Here is a 22,084-nt window from a genome sequence, read left to right on the forward strand (position 1 = left end):
AGGGGCAGGTATCGCCATTCCCGTTCTAAGGAGAAGATCATGAAGCATCCATCTCTCGCCCCGGATCAGATCACGATCCTGGGGCCCGCGGATAACGCCGCGAGCGAGACAAGGGACGTCATCCGCAAATTTCACGAGGCGTTCGAGCGTCACGATCCACAAGCCATGGAAGATCTCGTGGCCGATAATTGCGTCATCGAGAATACCAACCCCGCCCCCAACGGTGCCCGCCTCGTCGGAAAGGCTGCGTGCCTGGCGAATTGGCAAGGCATCGCCGGTTCGACGAGCGCCCGGTTCGTGCGCGAAGAGGTATTCGTCATCGACGAACGGGCGGTCGTCAGGTGGCGTTACTGCTGGGGCACGGATGACGCCAGCTCGATCCGTGGCATCAATTTGATGCGGGTCCGTGGCGGGCGCATTGTCGAGGCGATGGGTTACGTAAAAGGGGAATGAGTTGATGTCCTGACACGGCACTCCAGCCGACCGCCTGCCTCCACTCCCACGGCCAGCGCCAGGCGCGTCGCGTTTGCTACATTTACGGCGTGGGCGGCACCGCTTCGTTCAACGGCGTGTGCAACGTGTGGGCACCGTCGCCTAACTACTCATTCCAGCGGACGCGCCACGCGCGCCGCTAAATTCGGGCGTTAGGTGCGCTATGACCCATAGCATCGACTTCAAGGGAATCGAAGAGCGGCTGTTCCTGATCCAGAAAGTCGTCCTTGGCAGGCGTGCTTACTGCGAGGAAAGAGACATAGAGCGCACCGTCGGCCGGCATGGTGAGGGCGAGCGGAGCGACTACTCGTATCAGCTGCAAGAGCTAATCAGTTCCTAGGCTACTGAGTGCGCCGCTAGCAGCACCGAAATAGACATGGCTAACGCCGACTCTGAAGCTAGAGATGGGTTCGAGATTGGCGCCGTACATAGCGGCTCCTTCAACCTTACTGTTCGTGAGAGCTGCAACAGGATCGTTCATGCCACAAAGGTTGAGCTTGGCTGGGCCACCGCGAACCTTAGGAAAGCCAAGAAGAAAATAGGGTACTGGAGTGGAAGCTATCACCTGCACGGAAAGCAAGGAAAGACTGCTTGGCATGTAGAGCTGGACATGCAGCCTTGGGCTATCGCTATGAAAGAATTTCCACTCCATCCTCGACGAGCAAGCGGACTGGGAGCGGATCCATGGCCTTTACAATGTGTCCCCAACGGTCGGGCGCGCGCGCCTAACAATTCGTTAACTCTGGCGTTAGGTGCTTTAGACGGACATTCCTGTGAACTACATCAATACCTTCATTGAGGTCGCCGAAGATTGCAGGGCCACAGAAGGCACAACGCCAAAGTCGCGCCTGGGCAATCCGACCGTTGCGGAACTTGAGTTCGAGTTCGTTTCGAAACGGCCCTACTCGCATACCCAGGAGGATGTGCAGTTTCACGTCCACGCGATGCGTAAGGGCCTGTCGTCCCAACATTTGCAATCAAACGGTGCGCACCTGCGCAGAACGTTCTTTGAAAGAGCCATGGCGTGCATGCGCACCTCGCCGCTCGCGAAGACATATGGCTGGGGCCTGCATTTCAACGAAGCAGGACATGTGGCATTGGTATCGGTCGGCACACCCGAGTATCAGAAGCTGGTCAGCGAGCCATCCATCGCACACACTCGCGCCATGCGGAACAAGAAGTGATTGGAGATGCATCTTCTGGCAGTGGGCCTCACATGAGCGGCGATGAGCCGCAATCACCCAAACAGGAATGGGCGGTGTCCACGAGCTCCCTGATCGTAGTCGCAATTGCCATCTCCGCTGCCGCCGTCGGAGTCCTCCTCACGTTCCCGACGGACCCGCTCGTCTGGAACATCGCCTCATGGACACTGGTGGCGGCGTTGGCCCTTCTGCTGGTGCTCGTACTTGTGTCCGGATATGTGCTCGCCACGAACCAGGCCGCAAGGACACCGCGGCGCATCCTTTCGTTTCTTGCCGGGCTTGCGTGCCTGGCCGCCCTCGGTGCGGGCTCGCTGTGATGCGGGCGGGTGAGCCGAGCGCAGCCGAACCCGGCGGGGCGTTCTGCTAGCCTAGTTTCCGCGCCGCCAGGAAGGCCGCGCGCAGCCACGGTGCTGCACCTCCAGACTCAAGGACGAGACGATGACGCTTCGCGCATGTTTGCTGCTGCTTTTCTGCCTGGGATGCCCCGCACTGCCGGCGCGGGAGCCGGCGCCACCGCAACTGATGCTCGCCACGACCTACGAAGCGGGGCTGGATGTCAGCGAGTACTGGGTGAGCGAGAAGCTCGACGGCGTGCGCGGCCGCTGGGACGGGCGCGGATTGTGGACGCGCGGCGGGCATCGGATCGATGCGCCGGCGTGGTTCACCGAGCATTGGCCGCCGGTACCCATGGACGGAGAGCTGTGGCTGGGCCGCGGCCGGTTCGACGAGGCCAGCGTGCTGGTACGCACCGCGGCGCCGGACGACCCGCTATGGCGCGAGGCGGCGTTCATGGTGTTCGACCTGCCGCGGCACGGGGGACGGTTCGAGGCACGGGTCGGGGCGATGCGGTCGCTGCTCGATGCGTCCGACGTGCCTTGGCTGCGACCGGTGACGCAGTCACGCGGCGGGGACGCCGCATCGCTCGACGCGCGGCTGGAGGCGGTGGTGGCCGGCGGCGGCGAGGGGCTGATGCTGCACCATCGCGATGCCTTCTATGGCGTCGGGCGCAGCGAGTCACTGCTCAAGTACAAGCCCTACGACGACGCGGAGGCGCGGGTGGTCGGCCACACCGCCGGCACCGGAAAGTACGAGGGCATGCTCGGCGCGCTGGTGGTGGAACGTGCGGACGGCTTGCGGTTCCGGCTGGGCAGCGGCTTCACCGATGCCGAACGGGCCGATCCGCCACCGCTGGGCGCCTGGGTGACCTACCGCTACAACGGCCTGACGTCGAACGGGGTGCCGCGGTTCGCGCGGTTCCTGCGGGTGCGGCACGAGCTGCCGCCGCCCGATCCGGAATGACTGTCCGGCTGGCTGCTCAGCGGGTGCCCAACAGCGTTTCGAGCACCGCCATGCGCGCCGCCACGCCGTTGCGCACCTGGCGCAGCACCAGCGACTGCGGGCCGTCCGCCACCTCGTCGGTGATTTCGATGCCGCGGTTGATCGGCCCGGGGTGCATCACCACCGCATCGGGTGCGGCACGCCGCAGCCGGGTGGCGTCGAGGCCGTAGCGGCGATGGTAGTCGTCCAGCGACGCGACCAGCCCCTCCTCCATGCGTTCGCGTTGCAGCCGCAGCATCATGATGGCGTCGACCCCTTCGAGCGCCGCGTCGAGGTCGTTGCCGACGGTGCAGCCGTCGAGGGTCGCGTCTTCCGGCAGCAACGCCTGGGGGCCGCAGACGCGGATCTCGCCGGCACCGAGGGTCCGCAGGGCGTGCAAGTCGGAGCGGGCGACGCGCGAGTGCTTCACGTCCCCGACGATCAACACCTTGAGCGCACTGAAGTCGGCGCCCTTGGCCTGGCGCAGGGTCAGCATGTCGAGCAGGCCCTGGGTCGGGTGGGCGCTGCGGCCATCGCCGGCGTTGACCAGCGCGGTGCCCGCCTCGGCGGCCTCGGCCAGGGCGGCCACCGCGCCGTCCTGCCGGTGGCGGATGACGAAGCCACGCACGCCCATCGCCTCGATGGTCTTCAGGGTATCGCGCGCGGTCTCGCCCTTGCTGGTGGAGGAGGTGGACACGTCGAAGTTGAGCACGTCGGCGCCGAGCCGCTGCGCGGCCAGCTGGAAGCTCAGGCGGGTCCGGGTCGAGGGTTCGAAGAACAGGGTGCAGATGGCGATGCCGGCCAGCGCTTCGCGGTGGTCGCGGCCATCGGCATAGCGCTCGGCGCGCTCCAGCAGGGCGACGAGCGAGGCTCGCGGCAGGTTCTCGAGGGTGAGCAGGTGTTGCAGCGGGCGGGCAGCAGCGGAGTCGGTCATGCGGGGCGGCGGTTCGGGTCAGGGGGCCGGCGCGGCCGGGGCAAGCAGGTGAAGGTCGACCGCCTGTTCGGGGGCGGCAAGCCAGCGCTCCACGATGACGGCGGCGGCAACGGCGTCGAGCGCATCGGCGTCGCGGCGGCGCTTGCGGCCTTCGGCACGGTCGACCGCGAAACGCTGCGCCGCCTCGATCGAGCTGGAGCGCTCGTCGACCAGGACCACCGGCAGGCGGTAGCGCTCGTGCAGGGTGCGGGCAAAGGCGTGGGCACGCTCGCGCGCGGGCTGGCTGCCGTCATCGAGGGTGAGCGGGTCGCCGACGATCAGGCCGTCCGGGCGCCACTCCCGGTGCAGGCGGTCCAGCGCGGTCCAGTCGGGGCCGTGGCCATGCACGTCGACCACCGCCAGCGCGCGTGCGCCGTGGCCGAAGGCGCTGCCGACCGCCACCCCGATGCGGCGCGAACCGACGTCGAAACCGAGCACGGTGCCGTCGCGGCGGATGCTCCCGCCCGTGGCGGTCGCGCCGGCTCCGCCGCTGGCTTCGTCGCGGCTCATGCGTGGCCGGAGTAGTCGGCCAGGTAAGCGAAGTCGACGCCGATGCGCCCGGCCGCCGCCTGCCAACGCGCTTCCAGCGGCAGGTCGAACAGCAGCTCCGGGTCGGCCGGCGCGGTCAACCAGTCGTTTTCGGTCAGCTCCTGCTCCAGCTGGCCCGAGCCCCAGCCGGCGCAACCCAGCGCGACAATGGCGTGGGCGGGGCCTTCGCCGGCCACCATCGCTTCGAGGATCTCGCGCGAGGTGGTCAGGAACAGCGAATCGGTGATCGCCAGGGTCGAGTCCCACTGCATCCCGCCGTCGTGCAGGACAAAGCCGCGCTCGGGATGCACCGGGCCGCCGGCGAGCACCGCCTGCGCCTTCATCGTGTCGCTGCCGCCGTCCACACCCATCTGGCCGAGCACCTCGCCCAGCGTGTACTCCGAGCGCTGGTTGACGACGATGCCCATCGCGCCGTCCTCGTCGTGCTGGCAGACCAGGGCGACGCTGCGGGAGAAATTGGTCTCGGCCAGTGACGGCAGCGCGATCAGCAGCTGGTTGGTCAGGAGCGTGGCGTTCTGGGTCATGCGTCAATTCTAGCCCGGCGCCCCGCGAGCGGGCCGTGAGCCGCCAAGTTGCGGGGTACCGGTCGACCGGCGATCATCCACGGTCGGGCACCGTGCTGGCGGCCCTGGTCCGGAGGGGGCTGGCAGATGCAGGCAAACGAGGTCGACAAGTGGCGCCGGTGGCACCTGCCGGCGCTCGGCGTCGCGATCCTGGTCATCGTGGTGCTGCCGTTTGTCTACCTCGCCGACGAGATGCGCGAGAGCCGCGACGCCGCGCAACTGGTCGAGCACACCCGCCTGGTGGAACGCGCCACCCACGCCCTGCTCTACGCCATCCGTGACAACGAAGCGGCCGTGCTGGCGACCGTCGCCGGGCTGGACAACCCGGTGGTCCGCTCCCGCTTGACCGAGAGCGACGCACGGATCCCGCAGGAGTTCGAAGCGCTCGCCGAACTGACCCGCGACAACCCCAACCAGCAGCGCCGGATCGGCGAGCTCAAGGCCTTGCTGGATCGCCGGGCCGCGTTCACCCGGGAGATCCTCGCCAGTCCGCGCGGCGCGGCGCCGGAAGGCGCCGGCGAAATCGTGGTGCGCTATCCCGTGCGCGGCGTGGCCGATCAGATCCTCGCCGAGGAAGCCGCCCTGCTGGCCGCCCGCAGCGAGCGTGCGGACCGCCTGCGCCGCCAGGCCGAGCTGCTGGTATGGGTGACGATGGCCGCGCAGCTGCTGCTGTTCGGCCTGGTCACCTGGCTGTCCCAGCGCCACCTGCGGCAACGGCTGGAAAGCGAACGCGAGACCCGCCGCGCCAGCGCCCGCGCACGCTCGGTGATGCAGACGGTGCGCGAGCCGATCGCGCTGGTCGACGATCGCCAGTGCGTGGTCATGCACAACCCGGCGTTTGCCGAGCTGTACGCGGGCGAGGACGTCGCGGCCGAAGCCGACGTCCTCGAGGACCGGCCGCTGCAGGAGGTCGGCGACGGCGCCTGGCGCGACCCCGCGGTGTTGCAGCGGCTCAACGACGTGCTGACCCGCGGCCGCGAACTGTGGGACTACGAGCACCACCAGACCACCCGCGACGGCAGCGACCGGGTGATGCTGATCAACGCGCGCCGCATGCCGCTGCCCGACAGCGACGACCGCGTCGTTCTGGTCACGGTCAGCGACGTCACCACCCAGAAGGCGACCGAAACCCGCATCCGCGAACTCAACCAGCAGCTGGAAGGCAAGGTCGAGCAGGTGTCGGAGGTCAACCGCGAGCTCGAGGCGTTCAGCTACTCGGTGTCGCACGACCTGCGCGCGCCGCTGCGCCACGTCGCCGGGTTCGCCGACAAGCTCGGCCGCCACCTCGGCGACGGCGTCGACGGCACTACGCGCCACTACCTGGAGGTGATCGGAAGCTCGGCGCGGCGGATGTCCACCCTGATCGACGACCTGCTGGTGTACTCGCGCCTGGGCCGCAGCGCCATGCGCCTGCAGGCGACCGACATGCAGTCGCTGGTGGCCGAGACCCGTGCCATCCTGGATGCCAACAGCGAAGCCGAGCACCCCGGGCACCGGGTCGAGTGGCGAATCGCGCCGCTGCCGATCGTGGTCGGCGACGAGAACATGCTGCGCCAGGTCTGGCTCAACCTGCTCGGCAACGCGGTCAAGTACAGCGCGCGACGCGAACCGGCGGTCATCGAAATCGGCCACCGGCGCCTCGACGACGGCAGCCACGAGTTCAGCGTCCGCGACAACGGCGCGGGCTTCGACATGCAATACGCCGGCAAGCTGTTCGGTGTGTTCCAGCGCATGCACAAGGCGTCGGAATACCCGGGCACCGGCATCGGACTGGCCAGCGTCCGCCGCGTGCTGCTCCGCCATGGCGGCCGCATCCGGGCGGACGCCGAGCCCGATGCCGGCGCGACGTTCCACTTCACCCTGCCTCCCGATCTCGACCACCATCACCCGACACAAGGCCCCTCTGCATGAACACCGGCATCCGTACCATCCTCCTGGCCGAAGACAGCCCCGCCGACGCCGAGATGGCGCTGGACGCGCTGCGCGAGGCGCACCTGGTCAACCCCGTGGTCCACGTCGAGGACGGCGTCGAGGCGATCGACTACCTGATGCGCCGCGGCAGCTGGGCCGATCGCCCGGAAGGCAACCCGGCGGTGCTGCTGCTGGACATCAAGATGCCGCGCATGGACGGCCTGGAAGTGCTGCAGCGCATGCGCGAGGACGAGTCGCTCAAGCGCGTCCCGGTGGTGATGCTCACCTCCTCCAACGAGGAAAGCGACCTCGCCCGCAGCTGGGACCTGGGCGTCAATGCCTACGTGGTCAAGCCGGTGGACGTCGACCAGTTCTTCGCGGCGGTGAAGACGCTGGGCCAGTTCTGGGCGGTGTTCAACGAAGTCCCGTCGGAGTGACCGGGAGCCCGGCATGCCCGCGCTGAACATCCTGCTCATCGAGGACTCGGCCGACGACGCCGAGCTGCTCGCGATCGAACTGGCCGAGGCCGGCATCGACACGACCTGGGTGCGGGTGGACCGCGAGAGCACGCTGCGCAGCGCACTCGCGGCGGGCGGCCACGACCTTGTGGTGTCCGACCTGAGCCTGCCGGGTTTCGACGGGGTCGAGGCGCTGCGCCTGGTGCGCGCGGCGCTGCCCGGTGTGCCGTTCGTGTTCTGCTCCGGGGCGCCGGTGGGGTCGCTGGCCGCCGAGGCCGCGCTCGGTGCCGGTGCGGACGGTTACGTGTGCAAGGACGAGCTCGCGCGGATGCCGCAGGCGGTGCGCGAATGCCTGCAGCCGGCCGCTCCGCCCTGCCCGGCCTGAGCTTCCCGGCTGGCGTACGATGGCCTCCGCCCCACATCGCCAGCCAGGAATCCCGATGTCTCTGATCCGCCTGCACGCCCGTCCGCGCGTTCGCGCCCTTCTGCTCGCCTGCGCCGCCGCGATGCTGGCCGCCTGCCAGCCCCAGCCCGCGCCCCCGGCCGCCCCCGCCGCCGCCGCGCCCGCGGAGCCCGCCACTGATCCGGGCGAGTACGCGCGCGTCCATGCCAACGACTACGCGGTGGTACCGCTGCAGGCGGACCTCTCGGCGTTCGATGCCCGTGGCCGGCAAATGATCGCCAGACTCGTCGAAGCCTCGCAGGTGATGGATGACCTGTGGTGGCAGCAGTCGTGGTCCGGCGACCGCGACGCCCTGCTCGCCCGCGCCCCCGACGAGGCCACCCGCGAGCTGGTGCGGATCAACTACGGGCCGTGGGACCGCCTCAACGAGGACACGCCGTTCATCGAGGGCGTGGAGCCGCGGCCGCCAGGCGGCACGTTCTATCCGGTGGACATGAGCAAGGCGGCGTTCGAGTCCGCCGATCTGCCGGACAAGACCTCCAACTACACCCTGCTGCGCCGCCAGGACGGCCAGCTGGTGACGGTGCCCTACCACGAGGCCTACCGCGCCGACCTGGAGCGCGCGGCAACGCTGCTGCGCGAGGCATCCGCACTGAGCGACGACGACGCCTTCGCCGAGTACCTGGCCATGCGCGCCGACGCCCTGCTCGACGACGACTTCCGCGCCAGCGACATGGCGTGGATGGAGATGAAGACCAACCCGGTCGACATCGTCATCGGTCCCATCGAGACCTACGAGGACCAGTTGTTCGGCTACAAGGCGGCCTACGAAGGGCTGGTGCTGATCAAGGACCGGGCGTGGAGCGAGCGGCTGGCCCGGTTCGCGCAGTTCCTCCCGACGCTGCAGCAGGGCCTGCCGGTGGACGCCGAGTACAAGGCGGAGGTGCCGGGTTCGGACGCCGACCTCGGCGCGTACCAGGCGGTGTACTACGGCGGCAACGCCAACGTCGGCGCCAAGACCATCGCCATCAACCTGCCCAATGACGAGGTGGTGCAGCTGGCCAAGGGCACCCGCCGGCTGCAGCTGGAAAACGTCATGCAGGCCAAGTTCGACCGCATCCTGGTGCCGATCGCCAAGGTCCTGATCGCCGACGACCAACTCGAACACGTCACCTTCGATGCGTTCTTCGGCAACACCATGTTCCACGAGGTCGCCCACGGCCTGGGCATCAAGAACACGCTCGATGGCGAGGGCACCGTCGACGAGGCGCTGAAGGAGTACGCGTCCAGCTTCGAGGAAGGCAAGGCCGACATCCTCGGGCTCTACATGGTCGACGCGCTCGCGCGGGAAGGCGAACTGGACGGCGGCGTGCCGGGCGAGCCGGACGTGGCCTCGGCCTCCGAAGACCGGCTGATGGACAGCTACGTGACCTTCCTGGCCGGCATCCTGCGCTCGGTGCGCTTCGGTGCGAGCGACGCCCACGGCAAGGCCAACATGCTGCGTTTCAACTATTTCGCCGACGCCGGCGCGTTCGCCCGTGACGAATCGACCGGCAAGTACCGGGTCGACTTCGAGAAGATGCGCGCGGCAATGAACGACCTCAGCGCCAAGCTGCTGACGGTGCAGGGCGACGGCGACTACGCCGAGGCCAAGCGCATGACCGACACCATGGGCGTGGTGAAGCCGGAGCTGGCGGCCGACCTGGAGAAGCTGGAAGCCGCGGGCATTCCGATCGACGTGCGCTTCGAACAGGGACTCGACGTGCTCGGGCTGTCGCAGTACGCCGGGAAGTAGCGGATGTCGGGGTACTGCGATTCCGCACCCGGCCATCCACTGCACGGGCCGTACCACGACGGGGAGTACGGCTTCCTGCAGCGCGACGAACCGGTGTTGTTCGAGCGGCTGCTGTTGGAGATCAACCAGGCCGGGCTGAGTTGGGAGACCATGCTGCGCAAGCGCGAGGGGTTCCGTCGCGCCTATGACGGCTTCGATGTCGACACGGTGGCGGCATACGGCGAGGCCGACCGGGCGCGGCTGCTGGCCGACGCCGGGATCATCCGCAACCGGCTCAAGGTGGACGCGGCGATCCACAACGCGCAGGTGATCCAGGGACTGCGCGATTCGCACGGCGGCTTCGCGGCCTGGCTGGACGCGCACGTGATGGACGGCGAGGTGCGGCGCGACAAGGCCGGCTGGGTGAAGCTGTTCAAACGCACTTTCCGGTTCACCGGCGGCGAGATCACCGGCGAGTTCCTGATGAGCTTGGGCTACCTGCCCGGTGCGCACCGGGAGGACTGTCCGGTGTTCGCCCGGGCGATGGCGGCCGGGGCGCCGTGGGCGCGGGAATCCTCAGCGGTGCCCGTAGGAGCGACGTAAGTCGCGACCGGCCGAACCCGGCCGAAGCGTGCAGCCATCGGCACGCCAAGAGCGTTGGGTAGTCATCGCGCACTCCGGTTGTTCGCCATGCAGGCTTCGGGTGGCCATGTACAGGTCGCGACTGACGTCGCTCCTACACGGGGTTTGCACGAGCCGGCGGCGACGCTCGGAGCATGACCCTCCGCATCGGTATCTCCGGCTGGCGTTATGCGCCGTGGCGCGGCGTGTTCTATCCGCCGGACCTCGTTCAGCGGCGCGAGCTGGAATACGCCGCCGGATGCTTTCCGACGGTCGAGCTCAACGGGTCCTTCTATTCGCTGCAGACGCCCGACAGCTACTCGGCCTGGCACGACGCCACGCCCGACGGCTTCGTGTTCGCGGTCAAGGGCCCGCGCTACATCACCCACATGAAGCGGCTGCGTGACATCGACCGGCCGCTGGCGAACTTCTTCGCCTCGGGCGTGCTGCGGCTGGGCGCCAAGCTCGGCCCGCTGCTGTGGCAGCTGCCGCCGAGCATGAAGTTCAACCCCGACGTCCTCGAGGATTTCCTTGGCCGGCTGCCCCGCGATACCGCGGCGGCGCTGTCGCTGGCGCGCCGGCGCGACGTCGAACTGATGCGCGGCCGCAGCGCGCTCGCTGTCGATGCCAACCGCCCGCTGCGGCACGCCCTGGAGGTGCGCCACCCGAGCTTCGACGACCCGGCGTTCATCGCGCTGCTGCGACGGCACGGCGTTGCGCTGGTGTTCGCCGATACCGCCGGACGCTGGCCGTACCTGGAGGATGTCACCGCCGACTTCGTCTACCTGCGCCTGCATGGCGACGCGGAGCTGTATGTCAGCGGCTACTCGGACCCGGCGCTGGAATGGTGGGCCGAGCGCATCCGGCACTGGAGCACGGGAGGGGAGCCGGCGGACGCCACGCGCGCGGCGGCGCCCGCAAAGAAGCGCGCTGGCCGCGACGTGTACTGCTACTTCGACAACGACGCGAAGGTGCATGCACCGTTCGACGCACAGGGGTTGATGAAAAAGCTCGGGCTGCCGGTGCCGTGTCCCGGGCGTGGTGAGATACGGCCGATCGGGAAAGAGCCCGGGCTCTCGTAGGAGCGGCTTCAGCCGCGATCGGGAAGTCGGCGCGGGCGGACAATTCCGGATCGCGGCTGAAGCCGCTCCTACAGGTACACCACCGCGTATCCCGGGTGGAGCGTGCCCGCCGCTCAGCGCAGCTCGGCGACTTCCACTCCGTCCAGCCCCGCCGACAGCGTCTTGGCGTCACCGCCCTGGGCTAGCTTGATGCGCAGGCGCACCTCGTTCTGCGAGTCGGCGTAGCGCAGCGCGTCCTCGTAGCTGATCTCGCCGGCCTGGTACAGCTCGAACAGGGCCTGGTCGAAGGTCTTCATGCCCAGCTGCACGGACTCCTTCATCACTTCCTTGAGCTTGTGGATCTCGCCGTCGCGGATGTAGTCCTGCACCAGCGGGGTGCCGAGCAGGATTTCCATGGCGACGCGCCGGCCCTTGCCGTCCGGGGTCGGGATCAGCTGCTGCGCGACCACGCCCTTGAGGTTCAGCGACAGGTCCATCAGCAGCTGGCCGCGCCTGTCCTCGGGGAAGAAGTTGATGATGCGGTCCATCGCCTGGTTGGCGTTGTTGGCGTGCAGGGTGCACAGCACCAGGTGGCCGGTTTCGGCGAAGGCGATCGCGTGGTCCATGCCTTCGCGGGTGCGCACCTCGCCGATCATGATCACGTCCGGCGCCTGGCGCAGGGTGTTCTTGAGCGCGTTCTCCCAGCTGTCGGTGTCGATGCCGACCTCGCGCTGGGTGATGATGCAGCCCTCGTGCTTGTGCACGAACTCGATCGGGTCCTCGATGGTGATGATGTGGCCGGTCGAGTTCTGGTTGCGGTAGCCGATCATCGCCGCCAGCGAGGTGGATTTACCCGTGCCGGTGGCGCCGACGAAGATGATGATGCCGCGCTTGGTCATCGCCAGCGTCTTGATCACCGGCGGCAGGCTGAGCTCTTCGATGGTGGGGATCTTGGTCTCGATCCGGCGCAGCACCATGCCGACCTGGTTGCGCTGGTAGAAGCACGACACGCGGAAGCGGCCGACGCCGGCGACGCCGATCGCGAAGTTGGCCTCGTGGGTCTTCTCGAACTCCTCGCGCTGCATCGGGTTCATCACGTTGAGCACGAGGTCGCGGCTCTGCTGCGGCGTCAGCGGGTTGGGCGTGATCGGCTGCAGCTTGCCGTTGACCTTCATCGACGGCGGCATGCCGGCGGTGATGAACAGGTCGGACGCCTTCTGGTGCGCCATCAGCTTCAGGAACGAAGTGAAGTCGATCGGGCCGGCCGGGGTGGAGCCGGTGGCCGGGGTCGCGGACGTCGGGTTGGTGCCGGGGGTGGTGCTCATCGCGGTATTCCTCTGGACGCCGGACAGCAGGCCCGGCAGCCGGTGTCGGTAGGTCGGTCCGTCAGTCGAACAGGCGCTTGTCCTTGGCGTACTCGCGGGCCTGCGGCTTCAGGATCAGGCCGCGCTTGACCAGGTCCTGCAGGTGCTGGTCGAGGGTCATCATGCCGGCCTGCTGGCCGGTCTGGATCGCCGAATACATCTGGGCGACCTTGTCCTCGCGGATGAGGTTACGGATCGCCGGTGTACCGACCATGATTTCCCACGCCGCGGTGCGTCCGCCGCCGACCTTCTTCAGCAGCGCCTGCGAGATGACCGCGCGCAGCGACTCCGACAGCATCGAGCGCACCATCGGCTTCTCGCCGGCGGGGAACACGTCGATGATGCGGTCGACGGTCTTGGCCGCCGACGAGGTGTGCAGGGTGCCGAACACGAGGTGGCCGGTTTCCGCGGCGGTCAGCGCCAGGCGGATGGTCTCCAGGTCACGCAACTCGCCGACGAGGATGTAATCCGGATCCTCGCGCAGCGCCGAGCGCAGCGCCTCGTTGAAGCCGTGGGTGTCGCGGTGGACCTCGCGCTGGTTGATCAGCGACTTCTGCGAGGTGTGCACGAACTCGATCGGGTCCTCGACCGAGAGGATGTGCGCGTATTCGTTCTTGTTGAGGTGGTCGATCATCGCCGCCAGCGTGGTCGACTTGCCCGAGCCGGTCGGGCCGGTGACCAGGATCAGGCCCTGCGGCTGGTCGATCAGCTCCTTGAAGATCCGCGGCGTGCCGAGGTCCTCGAGCGTGAGCACCTCGGACGGAATCGTACGGAACACCGCGCCGGCGCCGCGATTCTGGTTGAACGCGTTGACGCGGAAGCGCGCCAGGCCGGGGATCTCGAACGAGAAGTCGACTTCGAGGAACTCTTCGAAGTCGCGCCGCTGCTTGTCCGACATGATGTCGTAGACCAGCGCGTGCACGGCCTTGTGGTCCAGCGCCGGGATGTTGATGCGGCGGACATCGCCGTCGACCCGGATCATCGGCGGCAAGCCGGCCGACAGGTGCAGGTCGGATGCCTTGTTCTTGACCGAAAACGCCAACAGTTCGGCGATATCCATGCGTGCTCCCCCGCACTGCGATGATGGTGCCGCCAGCCGTCCCGGGCACTGCCCGCGACTTGACCGATGCACGAAAAACCCCTGGCCGGCAGTATAGCCCCCGACCCGCGCCGCCAATCCAGCCCGTTGTCACAGGATGGCCGTGATGGCGCCCGCCCAGGATGAACACCGTGACCACGCCCCCGCTGAACGACCCCGCCCACCGTCTGAACGAGGTTTCCCGGCAGCTCCGGTCCGCGGCCGAGGCGGCCGGCCGGCCGGTGCCGCGGCTGCTGGCGGTCAGCAAGACCCAGCCGGCCGCCGCGGTGGACGCGCTGGCCGACGGCGGCCAGCGTGCGTTCGGGGAAAACTACGTGCAGGAGGCGGCCGCCAAGCAGTCCGGAATGGGTGCACGCGCCGCCTCGCTGGAGTGGCACCTGATCGGCCACCTGCAATCCAACAAGGCGCGCGAAGCCGCCACCCTGTTCGACTGGGTGCAGACCGTCGACCGCCCCAAGCTGGTGGCGGCGCTGGCCAGGCATCGCGACCCCGCACGCGGGCCGCTGAACGTGCTGCTCCAGGTCAATATCGACGACGAGGCGAGCAAGCACGGCTGCCGGCCCGAAGAGGTGGCTGCGCTGGCGGCGGCGGTCGCGGCCAAACCGCTGCTGCGCTTGCGTGGATTGATGGTGATCCCGACCCCGCACGACGACCCGGAATCGGGCCGCCCGGCGTTCCGCCGCACCCGCGAGCTGTTCGATCGACTGCGCGCGCAGTACCCGCAGGTCGACACGCTGTCGATGGGCATGAGCGCTGACGCCGCGGTGGCGATCTCGGAAGGCGCGACGATGGTGCGGATCGGCACGGCGCTGTTCGGGGCGCGGCCGCGGAAGTGAGACCCTGCCCCGGTTGGCCGTGCGTAGGAGCGACGTGAGTCGCGACCCACTGGCCGCCCGAAGCACGGCCATCAACGCACCGGTCCGATCGCGCGACCACCCACCGTGTGGAAGCGACGTCGACCCGGAGGTCAGTGGGTCGCGACTGACGTCGCTCCTACCTCGCCGGTAAGCAGCGTTTGGGCCGTCCTCTTACACTGTCGCCTGATTCGCAGCACGAGGATTCCACGCGCATGACCCAGTCAGCCTCCAGTTCTCCCGACTCCCCCGTGGTCGCCTTCATCGGCGGCGGCAACATGGCGCGCAGCCTGATTGGCGGGATGATCGCCCGCGGCGCGGACCCGGCCCGGGTGCGGGTCGCCGAACCGGTGGACGCCCTGCGCGAATCGTTGCAGGCCGACTTTGGCGTGCGCTGCTTCGCCACCGCGGCGGAGGCGGTCGAGGGCGCCGCGGTGTGGTTGCTCGCGGTCAAGCCGCAGGTGATGCGCGCCGTCTGCAACGACCTGGCGCCGGTGGCGCAGGCCACCCGGCCGGTCTCGATTTCGGTGGCCGCCGGCATCACCTCGCTGCAGCTGTCCAACTGGCTGGGCGGCGACGTCCCGGTCGTGCGCGCGATGCCCAATACCCCCGCCCTGCTCGGCGCCGGCATCACCGGGCTGTTCGCCAACGCGCACGTCGAAACGAACCAGCGCGGGCAGGCCGAGCACCTGATCGAGGCGGTGGGACCCGTCGTGTGGATCGGGGAAGAAGCGCAGATGGACGCGGTGACCGCGGTGTCCGGCAGCGGCCCGGCATACGTGTTCCTGCTGGCCGAGGCGATGCAGGCGGCGGGCGAACGGCAGGGCCTGCCAGCGGCCACCGCGCGCCAGCTCGCCAGCCAGACCCTGCTGGGCGCGGCGAAGATGCTGACCGAGCTGGACGAGCCGGCCGACGCGCTGCGCCGCAAGGTCACCTCGCCCGGCGGCACCACCCAGGCCGCGATCGAGACGTTCGAAGCCGGCGGACTGCGGGAGCTGGTCGACCGGGCGGTGACCGCGGCGACCGAGCGCGGGCGCGAGCTGTCGGCGGCGAACGATGACTGACGCCGGCCGGATGCGATTCGCCGCGCTGCTGTGCGCCGCGCTCGTGCTCGCCGGTTGCAGTGGCGAGCCCCCTTCCCGTGGCCATGCCGCCGTGCCGCAGGAGGAAATCCTGCAGGCCGGCAGCACCACCATCCGCGCCACCGTCATGCAGACCGCCACGCTCTCCGAAGCGGTGGCCGCGCAGTACGGCATCGAGCGCGAGGAAGGCACGGTGATGCTGCTGGTCGGCGTGCGCGAGGGTCCGCCGGCGCAGGAGGTCTCGGTACCGGCGGCGGTGAGCGCGACCGCCACCGACCTGCGTGGCAACCGGCACGAAGTCGCGATGCGCGAGCTGCACGCCGGCGGCCTGGTCGACCACGTCGGCACGCTCCGGGTGGACCTGCCGGAGACGCTCGCGTTCGACGTCGAGATCCGGCGCGAGGGCGCCCCGCCGGCGCGCATGCAGTTCAGCCGGGATTTCGACCGGAGGTAGGGTCGCGCCGCGCCTTGCACCGGCCATCCCGGCCTCGTGTATCCCGCGCTTTTGTAGGAGCGGCGTCATCCGTGGCGCACGGCCCAGTCCCGGATGATCGCGGCGATCGCACCGACGCCGTCGGTCAGCGCCGCCGGGCCGGGCTGCAGGATCATCGGCGACTTGATCTCGTGCAGCTCGCCGTCGCGCACCGCGGGGATCGCGTCCCAGCCCGGCCGCGCGGCGACCTTTTCCGGGCGGAACTTCTTGCCGCACCACGAGCCGAGGATGATGTCCGGCGCGCGGCGCACCACGTCCGACGCGTCCTCGAGGATGCGCTGCTTCGCCAGCGGCTCGGCGGCGCGCTCGGGGAAGACGTCGTCGCCGCCGGCGATCCGGACCAGCTCGGCGACCCAGCGGATGCCGGTGATCGGCGGCTCGTCCCATTCCTCGAAGTAGACCTTCGGCCGCCGCGGCAGACGGGCGGCGGCCCCGGCGATGTGTTCGAGGCCGCGTTGCAGATCGTCGGCATACGCGTTGGCGCGTTCGGCCGCGCCGACCAGCGCGCCGAGCCGGCGGATGTAGCCGAGGATGCCGTCGACGCTGCGGTGGTTGCTGATCCAGACCTCGATGCCGTGGCGGATCAGCTCGGCGGCGATGTCGGCCTGGATGTCGGAGAACCCGACCACGAAGTCGGGCTGCAGCTTGAGGATCTCGCCGACCTTGGCGCTGGTGAACGCGCTGACCTTGGGCTTCTCTTTCCGCGCGACCGGCGGGCGCACGGTGAAGCCGCTGATACCGACGATGCGGTCCTGCTCGCCGAGGGCGTAGAGGGTCTCGGTCGGTTCCTCGGTCAGGCAGACGATGCGCCGCGGGCCGGTCACGGATACAGCATCCGCTTCGACCAGATGCCGGCGACGTCGCTTTCGTAGACGGTGCGCTCGTGCAGGCGGTGGCCGCGGGCGTACCAGAACTCGATCGACATCGGCCGCACGCGCAGGCCGGACCAGCGCGGCGGGCGGGCGACGTCGCGGCCTTCGAACTCGTGCTCGACCTCGGCGATGCGCTCCTCGAAGCGCTGCCGCGTTTCCATGGTCTCGGACTGCTTGGATGCCCAAGCGCCGACCTGGCTGCCGCGCGCGCGGCTGGCGAAGTAGGCGTCGGCCTCCTCGTCGGACACCAGCTCCACCGGGCCCTCGATCCGCACCTGCACGCCTTCCTGCACCCGCGGCCAGTGGAACAGCAGCGCCGCGTGCGGGTTGGCCTGCAGCTCGCGGCCCTTGCGGCCGTCCAGGTGGGTGTAGAAGACGAAACCGCGCGCGTCGTGGGCCTTCAGCAGAACCGTGCGCGCCGACGGCCGCGCGTCCAGCCCGGCGGTGGCGACCACCATCGCGGTCGGGTCGGGCTCGCCCGCGGTGCGGGCCTGGGCGAACAGCTCGTCGAAGGTCGCGAGCGCGTCTTTCAGCAGGTCGGGAGTGTCCATTCGGCTATTGTGTCCGGATGACGCCGCCCCTGCACTCCACCCCCGAAACCCACGCCGGCTATGCGCCGGAGTTCGTCGCCGCCGTGCTCGACGACGCTCTCGCGCACGATTGCCGGGTGTACTCGATCGCCGGCCTGCAGGGCACCGGCAAGTCGACCCTGTCGGCGCAGGTGGCCGACCTGGCGGCACGTCGCGGCATGCGCGCGGTGGTCCTGTCGATCGACGACTTCTATCTCGACCAGCCCGAGCGGTTGGCGCTCGGCCGCGAGGTGCACCCGCTGCTGGCCACGCGCGGCCCGCCCGGCACCCACGACGTCGCGCTCGCGTGCGAGGTGGTCGAGGCGCTGCGCGACGGCCGCGCGGTGCGGCTGCCTCGGTTCGACAAGATCGCCGACCGTCGCCTGCCCACCACCGAGTGGCCGCTGCAGAAGGGCGCCGACCTCGTGCTGTTCGAGGGCTGGTTCCAGAAGGTGCCGGCGCAGGAACCGGCGGCGCTGGCCGAACCGGTCAACGCACTCGAGCGCGACGAGGACGCCGACGGCACGTGGCGCCGTTATTGCAACGCCTCGCTCGGCCGTGACTACCCGCCGCTGTGGGCGCTGCTGGAGCGCCTGCTGTTCCTGCAGGGGCCGGGCTTCGAAATCGTGCCGGACTGGCGCTGGCAACAGGAATGCACGCTGCAGGCGGCCAACCCCGGTCGCGCGGCGATGACCCGGCCGCAGGTCGAACGCTTCATCCACCTGTTCGAACGGGTCAGCCGCCATGGCTGGCAGGTGCTGCCCGGCATCGCCGAGCGGACCGTGCGGCTCGACGCGCAGCGGCGACCGCTCGCCTGAAGGCGCTGCCGCCTACTGGACGACGAAGGTCACCTTCATGTCGACCCGCCACTCCTGGATGTTGCCGTCCTCGTCGGTCACCACCTTGACCTCCTTGATCCAGGCGCCCTTGATGCCCTTCACCGATTCGGCCGCCTTGCGCAGTCCCGACTGCACCGCGTCCTCGACGCTCCTGGTGGACGAGGCGTTGAGTTCGATGACCTTTGCGACTGCCATGGGATTCTCCTGTGCGGGGGCGGATGCCCGGACGGGCCATGCTGGGCCGGGCGGTGTTAAGCCATCGCAACCGGCGCAAAGCCGCCGCCTACAATCGGCGCCATGAATCCCGCCGCCAACCTCATCCTGGTCGGCCCCACCGGCGCCGGCAAAAGCAGCATCGGCCGCCACCTCGCCGAACATTTCGCGCTGCGCCTGGCCGACGCCGATTGCGAGATCGAGCAGCGCACCGGCGCCAGCGTCGGCACCATCTTCGAGTGCGAAGGCGAGGCCGGTTTCCGCGCGCGCGAGCGGGCGGTGCTGGCCGAACTGCTGGCCGGCGATGGCGTGCTGCTGGCCACGGGCGGCGGCGCCGTGCTCGATCCCGACAACCGGCATCTGCTGCGCACGCGCGGTTTCGTCGTCCACCTGCAGGTCAGCCCGGCGCAACAGCTGGCCAGGCTCGAACGCGACCGCAGCCGGCCGCTGCTGCAGCGTCCGGACCGCGACGCGGTGCTGCACGAGATGGCGCGCCTGCGTACGCCGCTCTATGCGCACGTGGCCGACCTCGCCTTCGATACCGACGGCCTCGCCGCCGCCGACGCCGGCGCGCGGCTGGCGGGCGAGTTGCAACAACGCTGGCAGCGCGGAGCCGCGGCATGAGCATGCAGCGCGTGGTCAACGTGGGCGGCGACCGCCCCTACACCATTACGATCGGACCCGGCCTGCTCGAGGACGGCGGGGCGCTCGCACGCCACCTCCGGGGACGCCATGCACTGGTGGTGAGCGACGGGCACGTCGCGCCGCTGTACGCGAATGCCGTCGAAGCCGGCCTGCTCGACACCCGTCCCGATCTGGCGATCGCCCGCTTCGTGATGCCCCCGGGCGAACACGAAAAGACCCTGCAGCGATTCGGCGAAGTGCTCGATGCGCTGGCGAGGCTGGGGGCCACCCGCGACGCGACGGTGGTGGCGCTCGGCGGCGGCGTGGTCGGCGACCTCGCCGGCTTCGCCGCCGCGTGCTGGATGCGCGGCATCGACGTGGTGCAGGCGCCCACCACACTGCTGGCGATGGTCGATTCCTCCGTGGGTGGCAAGACCGCGGTCGACCTGCCGGCCGGCAAGAACCTGGTCGGCGCCTTCCACCCGCCGCGCGCGGTGGTCGCCGACACCCGCGCCCTGCGTACCCTGCCCGACCGCGAACTGCGCGCCGGCCTGGCCGAGGTGGTGAAGTACGGCGCGATCTTCGATGCCGCGTTCCTCGACTGGCTCGATGCCCACGCCGACCCACTGCTGGCGCGCGACGACGACGCGCTGGCCGAAGCGATCGCGCGCTCGTGCCGGTACAAGGCAGAGGTGGTGGAGCGCGATCCGTTCGAACGCGGCGAGCGCGCCCTGCTCAACTTCGGCCACACCTTCGGCCATGCGATCGAGGCCGAACAGGGCTACGCCGGCAGCGCCGACGGCCTCAACCACGGCGAGGCGGTCGCGGTCGGCATGGTGCTGGCGGCGCGACTGTCGGCCGCGCTGGGGCTGGCCCCGACCGGCGACGCCGAACGCCTGCACACGCTGCTGCAGCGGCTCGGCCTGCCGACCGCTGTGCCCGCCGGGCTCGCACCGCCCGCGTTGCTGGAGCGGATGCGGCTCGACAAGAAGGCCGACGCCGGCGGCATCCGCTTCATCCTGTGGGATCGCGCGGGTGCGGCGAAGGTGGTGGCCGGGATCGACGATGGCGCGGTGCTGGGGGTGCTGGAGCAGGGCATGCCCGCCGCGGACTCGAAACCGCTGTAGGAGCGTTGCGAACCGGGTGCCACGCTGAACCTCCGGGGCGACCGTCGACACACCGCGCCACCGCCGCCGCCCCGTACAATCCGGCCCATGCGACTGCTCCTGCAACAACGGCCCGACGGCCCCGAGGCTCCGCGCTTCGTGCAGCTGATGCTGCAGCCGGACCTGCTCGGCGGCTGGACGCTGGTGCGCGAGGCCGGGCAGATCGGCGGGCGCAGCCAGTTGCGGCGCGAGCAGTTCCTCGACCGCGACAGCGCGCTGCAGGCGCTGGAGCAGGCACGCGACCAGCAGCTCAAGCGCGGCTTCCAGTTGATGTTCAGCCAAGGCATGGACGGCCGCCGCTGAGCCGCGGGAGGCTGCGTCCCGCCCCAACCCGGAACGTCGACCGCCGCCGCCGCGTACCATGCGCGCCATCGCGCGATGCCGGGCGCGCTCCGGCGAACTCTCCAGCCATATACGCCGCGCCGCGCCCACCGCATTCCAGAACTCCAGTGTCTCCGAGGACTCCACCTTGACCAGCCCGCTCCGCAACGACCGCTTCCTGCGCGCCCTGCGCCGCCAGCCCGTGGACTGCACGCCGGTCTGGCTGATGCGCCAGGCCGGCCGCTACCTGCCGGAGTACCGTGCCACCCGCAAGGCCGCCGGCAGCTTCCTGGCGATGGCCAAGAACCCCGAGCTGGCCTGCGAGGTCACCCTGCAGCCACTGCGCCGGTTCCCGCTGGACGCGGCGATCCTGTTCTCCGACATCCTCACCGTGCCGGACGCGATGGGCCTGGGGCTGTACTTCGTCGAGGGCGAAGGCCCGAAGTTCGAGCGCCCGGTGCGCAACGCCGCCGACATCGGCCGGCTCGGCGTGCCCGACATGGGCAGCGACCTGCGTTACGTGATGGACGCGGTGTCGACCATCCGCCGCGAGCTCGACGGCAGCGTGCCGCTGATCGGCTTCTCCGGCAGCCCGTGGACCTTGGCCTGCTACATGGTCGAGGGCGGCGGCAGCAAGGACTTCACGCGGGTGAAGTCGCTGGCGCTGAACGACCCGGCGGCGATGCACAGGCTGCTGGATGTCACCACCGATGCCGTCATCGCCTACCTGTCGGCGCAGCGCGCGGCCGGCGCGCAGGCGCTGCAGGTGTTCGACACCTGGGGCGGTGTGCTGTCACCGGCGATGTACCGCGAGTTCTCGCTGCGCTACCTCGAGCGCATCGCCACCGAGCTGGAACGCGGCGACGGCGACGCGCGTACGCCGCTGATCCTGTTCGGCAAGGGCAACGGCCTGCACGTCGCCGACCTTGCCGCCAGCGGTACCGACGCGGTCGGCGTCGACTGGACCATCGAGCTCGGCGAGGCGGCGCGCCGCACCGGCGGCCAGGTCGCGCTGCAGGGCAACCTCGACCCGGTGACGCTGTACGCGGACCCCGAGGCGATCCGCCGCGAGGTGGGGCGCGCGCTCGACAGCTACCGCGACGGCAATGGCGGCTCGCGCGAGGGCCACGTGTTCAACCTCGGTCACGGCATGTCGCCGGACATGAATCCCGAGCACGTCGCGGTGCTGGTCGAGGCGGTGCATACGCTGAGCGCGCGCTGAGTCGGCGCGTGCCGGCGCGGGGGCGACGCTCGATTCCGGGCT

The 22,084-nt window shown here is 69.6% G+C and carries 26 protein-coding genes; 18 read left to right on the forward strand and 8 right to left on the reverse strand.

What is annotated here, in order from left to right:
* Positions 1–39: 39 nt before the first annotated feature.
* The 4 genes from U8331_RS11325 (at position 40) to U8331_RS11340 (ending at position 2,993) form a co-directional block, all read left to right on the forward strand.
* Positions 40–453, forward strand: coding sequence for a nuclear transport factor 2 family protein (locus U8331_RS11325; protein WP_481131134.1), 414 nt, complete (start codon positions 40–42; stop codon positions 451–453).
* Between the two features lie 812 nt (positions 454–1,265).
* Positions 1,266–1,676 carry a DUF6157 family protein gene (locus U8331_RS11330; RefSeq protein WP_481131135.1) on the forward strand — a complete coding sequence of 137 codons (411 nt, stop codon included), beginning with the start codon at positions 1,266–1,268 and terminating at the stop codon, positions 1,674–1,676.
* 32 nt (positions 1,677–1,708) lie between these two features.
* Entirely contained in the window at positions 1,709–2,011 is a 303-nt protein-coding gene (locus tag U8331_RS11335; RefSeq protein ID WP_481131136.1) for a hypothetical protein, read from the forward strand.
* Between the two features lie 121 nt (positions 2,012–2,132).
* Positions 2,133–2,993, forward strand: coding sequence for a DNA ligase (locus U8331_RS11340; protein ID WP_481131137.1), 861 nt, complete (start codon positions 2,133–2,135; stop codon positions 2,991–2,993).
* Positions 2,994–3,009: 16 nt separating this feature from the next.
* On the opposite strand, the gene U8331_RS11345 is transcribed toward U8331_RS11340, so the two are convergent.
* From U8331_RS11345 to U8331_RS11355, 3 genes are read right to left on the reverse strand one after another with little or no spacing between them, the layout of a single operon-like run.
* Positions 3,010–3,945: an aspartate carbamoyltransferase catalytic subunit gene (locus U8331_RS11345; RefSeq protein ID WP_481131138.1), complete on the reverse strand. Its 936-nt coding sequence runs from the start codon at positions 3,943–3,945 to the stop codon at positions 3,010–3,012.
* 18 nt (positions 3,946–3,963) lie between these two features.
* Complete coding sequence (gene ruvX, locus U8331_RS11350; RefSeq protein ID WP_481131139.1) at positions 3,964–4,494, reverse strand: Holliday junction resolvase RuvX; 531 nt, start codon at positions 4,492–4,494, stop codon at positions 3,964–3,966.
* A complete protein-coding gene (locus U8331_RS11355) occupies positions 4,491–5,057 on the reverse strand; it encodes a YqgE/AlgH family protein (protein WP_481131140.1) in 567 nt (188 codons plus the stop codon). Before U8331_RS11355 ends, ruvX begins: the two co-directional genes overlap by 4 nt.
* A 126-nt stretch (positions 5,058–5,183) precedes the next feature.
* Between U8331_RS11355 and U8331_RS11360 the strand changes: the two genes are divergently transcribed.
* The 6 genes from U8331_RS11360 to U8331_RS11385 all read left to right on the forward strand — a co-directional run bounded on the left by U8331_RS11360 (position 5,184) and on the right by U8331_RS11385 (position 11,345).
* The gene (locus tag U8331_RS11360) at positions 5,184–7,007 is read left to right on the forward strand and encodes a sensor histidine kinase (protein ID WP_481131141.1); all 1,824 of its coding nucleotides are present in this window, start codon (positions 5,184–5,186) and stop codon (positions 7,005–7,007) included.
* Entirely contained in the window at positions 7,004–7,444 is a 441-nt protein-coding gene (locus U8331_RS11365) for a response regulator (RefSeq protein ID WP_481131142.1), read from the forward strand. The genes U8331_RS11360 and U8331_RS11365 overlap by 4 nt, the downstream gene beginning before the upstream one ends.
* Positions 7,445–7,457: 13 nt before the next feature.
* On the forward strand, positions 7,458–7,850 hold the full coding sequence (locus U8331_RS11370) for a response regulator (protein ID WP_481131143.1): 393 nt from the start codon (positions 7,458–7,460) through the stop codon (positions 7,848–7,850).
* A 55-nt stretch (positions 7,851–7,905) separates the two neighbouring features.
* Entirely contained in the window at positions 7,906–9,663 is a 1,758-nt protein-coding gene (locus U8331_RS11375; protein ID WP_481131144.1) for a dipeptidyl-peptidase 3 family protein, read from the forward strand.
* Positions 9,664–9,666: 3 nt separating this feature from the next.
* Positions 9,667–10,245 carry a DNA-3-methyladenine glycosylase I gene (locus tag U8331_RS11380; RefSeq protein ID WP_481131145.1) on the forward strand — a complete coding sequence of 193 codons (579 nt, stop codon included), beginning with the start codon at positions 9,667–9,669 and terminating at the stop codon, positions 10,243–10,245.
* Between the two features lie 173 nt (positions 10,246–10,418).
* On the forward strand, positions 10,419–11,345 hold the full coding sequence (locus tag U8331_RS11385) for a DUF72 domain-containing protein (RefSeq protein WP_481131146.1): 927 nt from the start codon (positions 10,419–10,421) through the stop codon (positions 11,343–11,345).
* A 113-nt stretch (positions 11,346–11,458) separates the two neighbouring features.
* Here U8331_RS11385 and U8331_RS11390 read toward each other — a convergent pair whose 3' ends face one another.
* Together U8331_RS11390 and U8331_RS11395 are read right to left on the reverse strand one after the other, a co-directional pair.
* Entirely contained in the window at positions 11,459–12,553 is a 1,095-nt protein-coding gene (locus U8331_RS11390) for a PilT/PilU family type 4a pilus ATPase (protein WP_481132965.1), read from the reverse strand.
* 157 nt (positions 12,554–12,710) lie between these two features.
* Positions 12,711–13,748, reverse strand: a complete 1,038-nt coding sequence (locus U8331_RS11395) for a type IV pilus twitching motility protein PilT (RefSeq protein WP_481131147.1) — start codon at positions 13,746–13,748, stop codon at positions 12,711–12,713.
* 161 nt (positions 13,749–13,909) lie between these two features.
* Here U8331_RS11395 and U8331_RS11400 point away from each other — a divergent pair, with 161 nt between their 5' ends.
* The 3 genes from U8331_RS11400 to U8331_RS11410 all read left to right on the forward strand — a co-directional run bounded on the left by U8331_RS11400 (position 13,910) and on the right by U8331_RS11410 (position 16,177).
* Entirely contained in the window at positions 13,910–14,623 is a 714-nt protein-coding gene (locus U8331_RS11400) for a YggS family pyridoxal phosphate-dependent enzyme (RefSeq protein WP_481131148.1), read from the forward strand.
* A 233-nt stretch (positions 14,624–14,856) separates the two neighbouring features.
* Entirely contained in the window at positions 14,857–15,705 is an 849-nt protein-coding gene (gene proC, locus U8331_RS11405; protein ID WP_481131149.1) for a pyrroline-5-carboxylate reductase, read from the forward strand.
* Positions 15,698–16,177, forward strand: a complete 480-nt coding sequence (locus U8331_RS11410; RefSeq protein ID WP_481131150.1) for a DUF4426 domain-containing protein — start codon at positions 15,698–15,700, stop codon at positions 16,175–16,177. The genes proC and U8331_RS11410 overlap by 8 nt, the downstream gene beginning before the upstream one ends.
* Before the next feature lie 65 nt (positions 16,178–16,242).
* Here U8331_RS11410 and U8331_RS11415 read toward each other — a convergent pair whose 3' ends face one another.
* Positions 16,243–17,040, reverse strand: a complete 798-nt coding sequence (locus U8331_RS11415; RefSeq protein WP_481131151.1) for a cobalamin-binding protein — start codon at positions 17,038–17,040, stop codon at positions 16,243–16,245.
* The gene (pdxH, locus tag U8331_RS11420; RefSeq protein WP_481131152.1) at positions 17,037–17,639 is read right to left on the reverse strand and encodes a pyridoxamine 5'-phosphate oxidase; all 603 of its coding nucleotides are present in this window, start codon (positions 17,637–17,639) and stop codon (positions 17,037–17,039) included. The genes U8331_RS11415 and pdxH overlap by 4 nt, the downstream gene beginning before the upstream one ends.
* A gap of 17 nt (positions 17,640–17,656) precedes the next feature.
* Between pdxH and U8331_RS11425 the strand changes: the two genes are divergently transcribed.
* Positions 17,657–18,475, forward strand: a complete 819-nt coding sequence (locus U8331_RS11425; RefSeq protein ID WP_481131153.1) for a kinase — start codon at positions 17,657–17,659, stop codon at positions 18,473–18,475.
* A 12-nt stretch (positions 18,476–18,487) separates the two neighbouring features.
* On the opposite strand, the gene U8331_RS11430 is transcribed toward U8331_RS11425, so the two are convergent.
* On the reverse strand, positions 18,488–18,691 hold the full coding sequence (locus tag U8331_RS11430; RefSeq protein ID WP_481131154.1) for a dodecin family protein: 204 nt from the start codon (positions 18,689–18,691) through the stop codon (positions 18,488–18,490).
* 102 nt (positions 18,692–18,793) lie between these two features.
* Here U8331_RS11430 and U8331_RS11435 point away from each other — a divergent pair, with 102 nt between their 5' ends.
* From U8331_RS11435 to hemE, 4 genes are all read left to right on the forward strand, one after another.
* Positions 18,794–19,333: a shikimate kinase gene (locus tag U8331_RS11435; RefSeq protein ID WP_481131155.1), complete on the forward strand. Its 540-nt coding sequence runs from the start codon at positions 18,794–18,796 to the stop codon at positions 19,331–19,333.
* Positions 19,330–20,460 carry a 3-dehydroquinate synthase gene (gene aroB / locus U8331_RS11440; protein WP_481131156.1) on the forward strand — a complete coding sequence of 377 codons (1,131 nt, stop codon included), beginning with the start codon at positions 19,330–19,332 and terminating at the stop codon, positions 20,458–20,460. Before U8331_RS11435 ends, aroB begins: the two co-directional genes overlap by 4 nt.
* Before the next feature lie 87 nt (positions 20,461–20,547).
* Entirely contained in the window at positions 20,548–20,802 is a 255-nt protein-coding gene (locus U8331_RS11445) for a WGR domain-containing protein (RefSeq protein ID WP_481131157.1), read from the forward strand.
* Between the two features lie 166 nt (positions 20,803–20,968).
* Positions 20,969–22,042 carry a uroporphyrinogen decarboxylase gene (gene hemE, locus U8331_RS11450; RefSeq protein WP_481131158.1) on the forward strand — a complete coding sequence of 358 codons (1,074 nt, stop codon included), beginning with the start codon at positions 20,969–20,971 and terminating at the stop codon, positions 22,040–22,042.
* The last annotated feature ends 42 nt before the right edge of the window (positions 22,043–22,084 follow it).

The organism is Lysobacter sp. CC-YZS074, assembly GCF_056739745.1.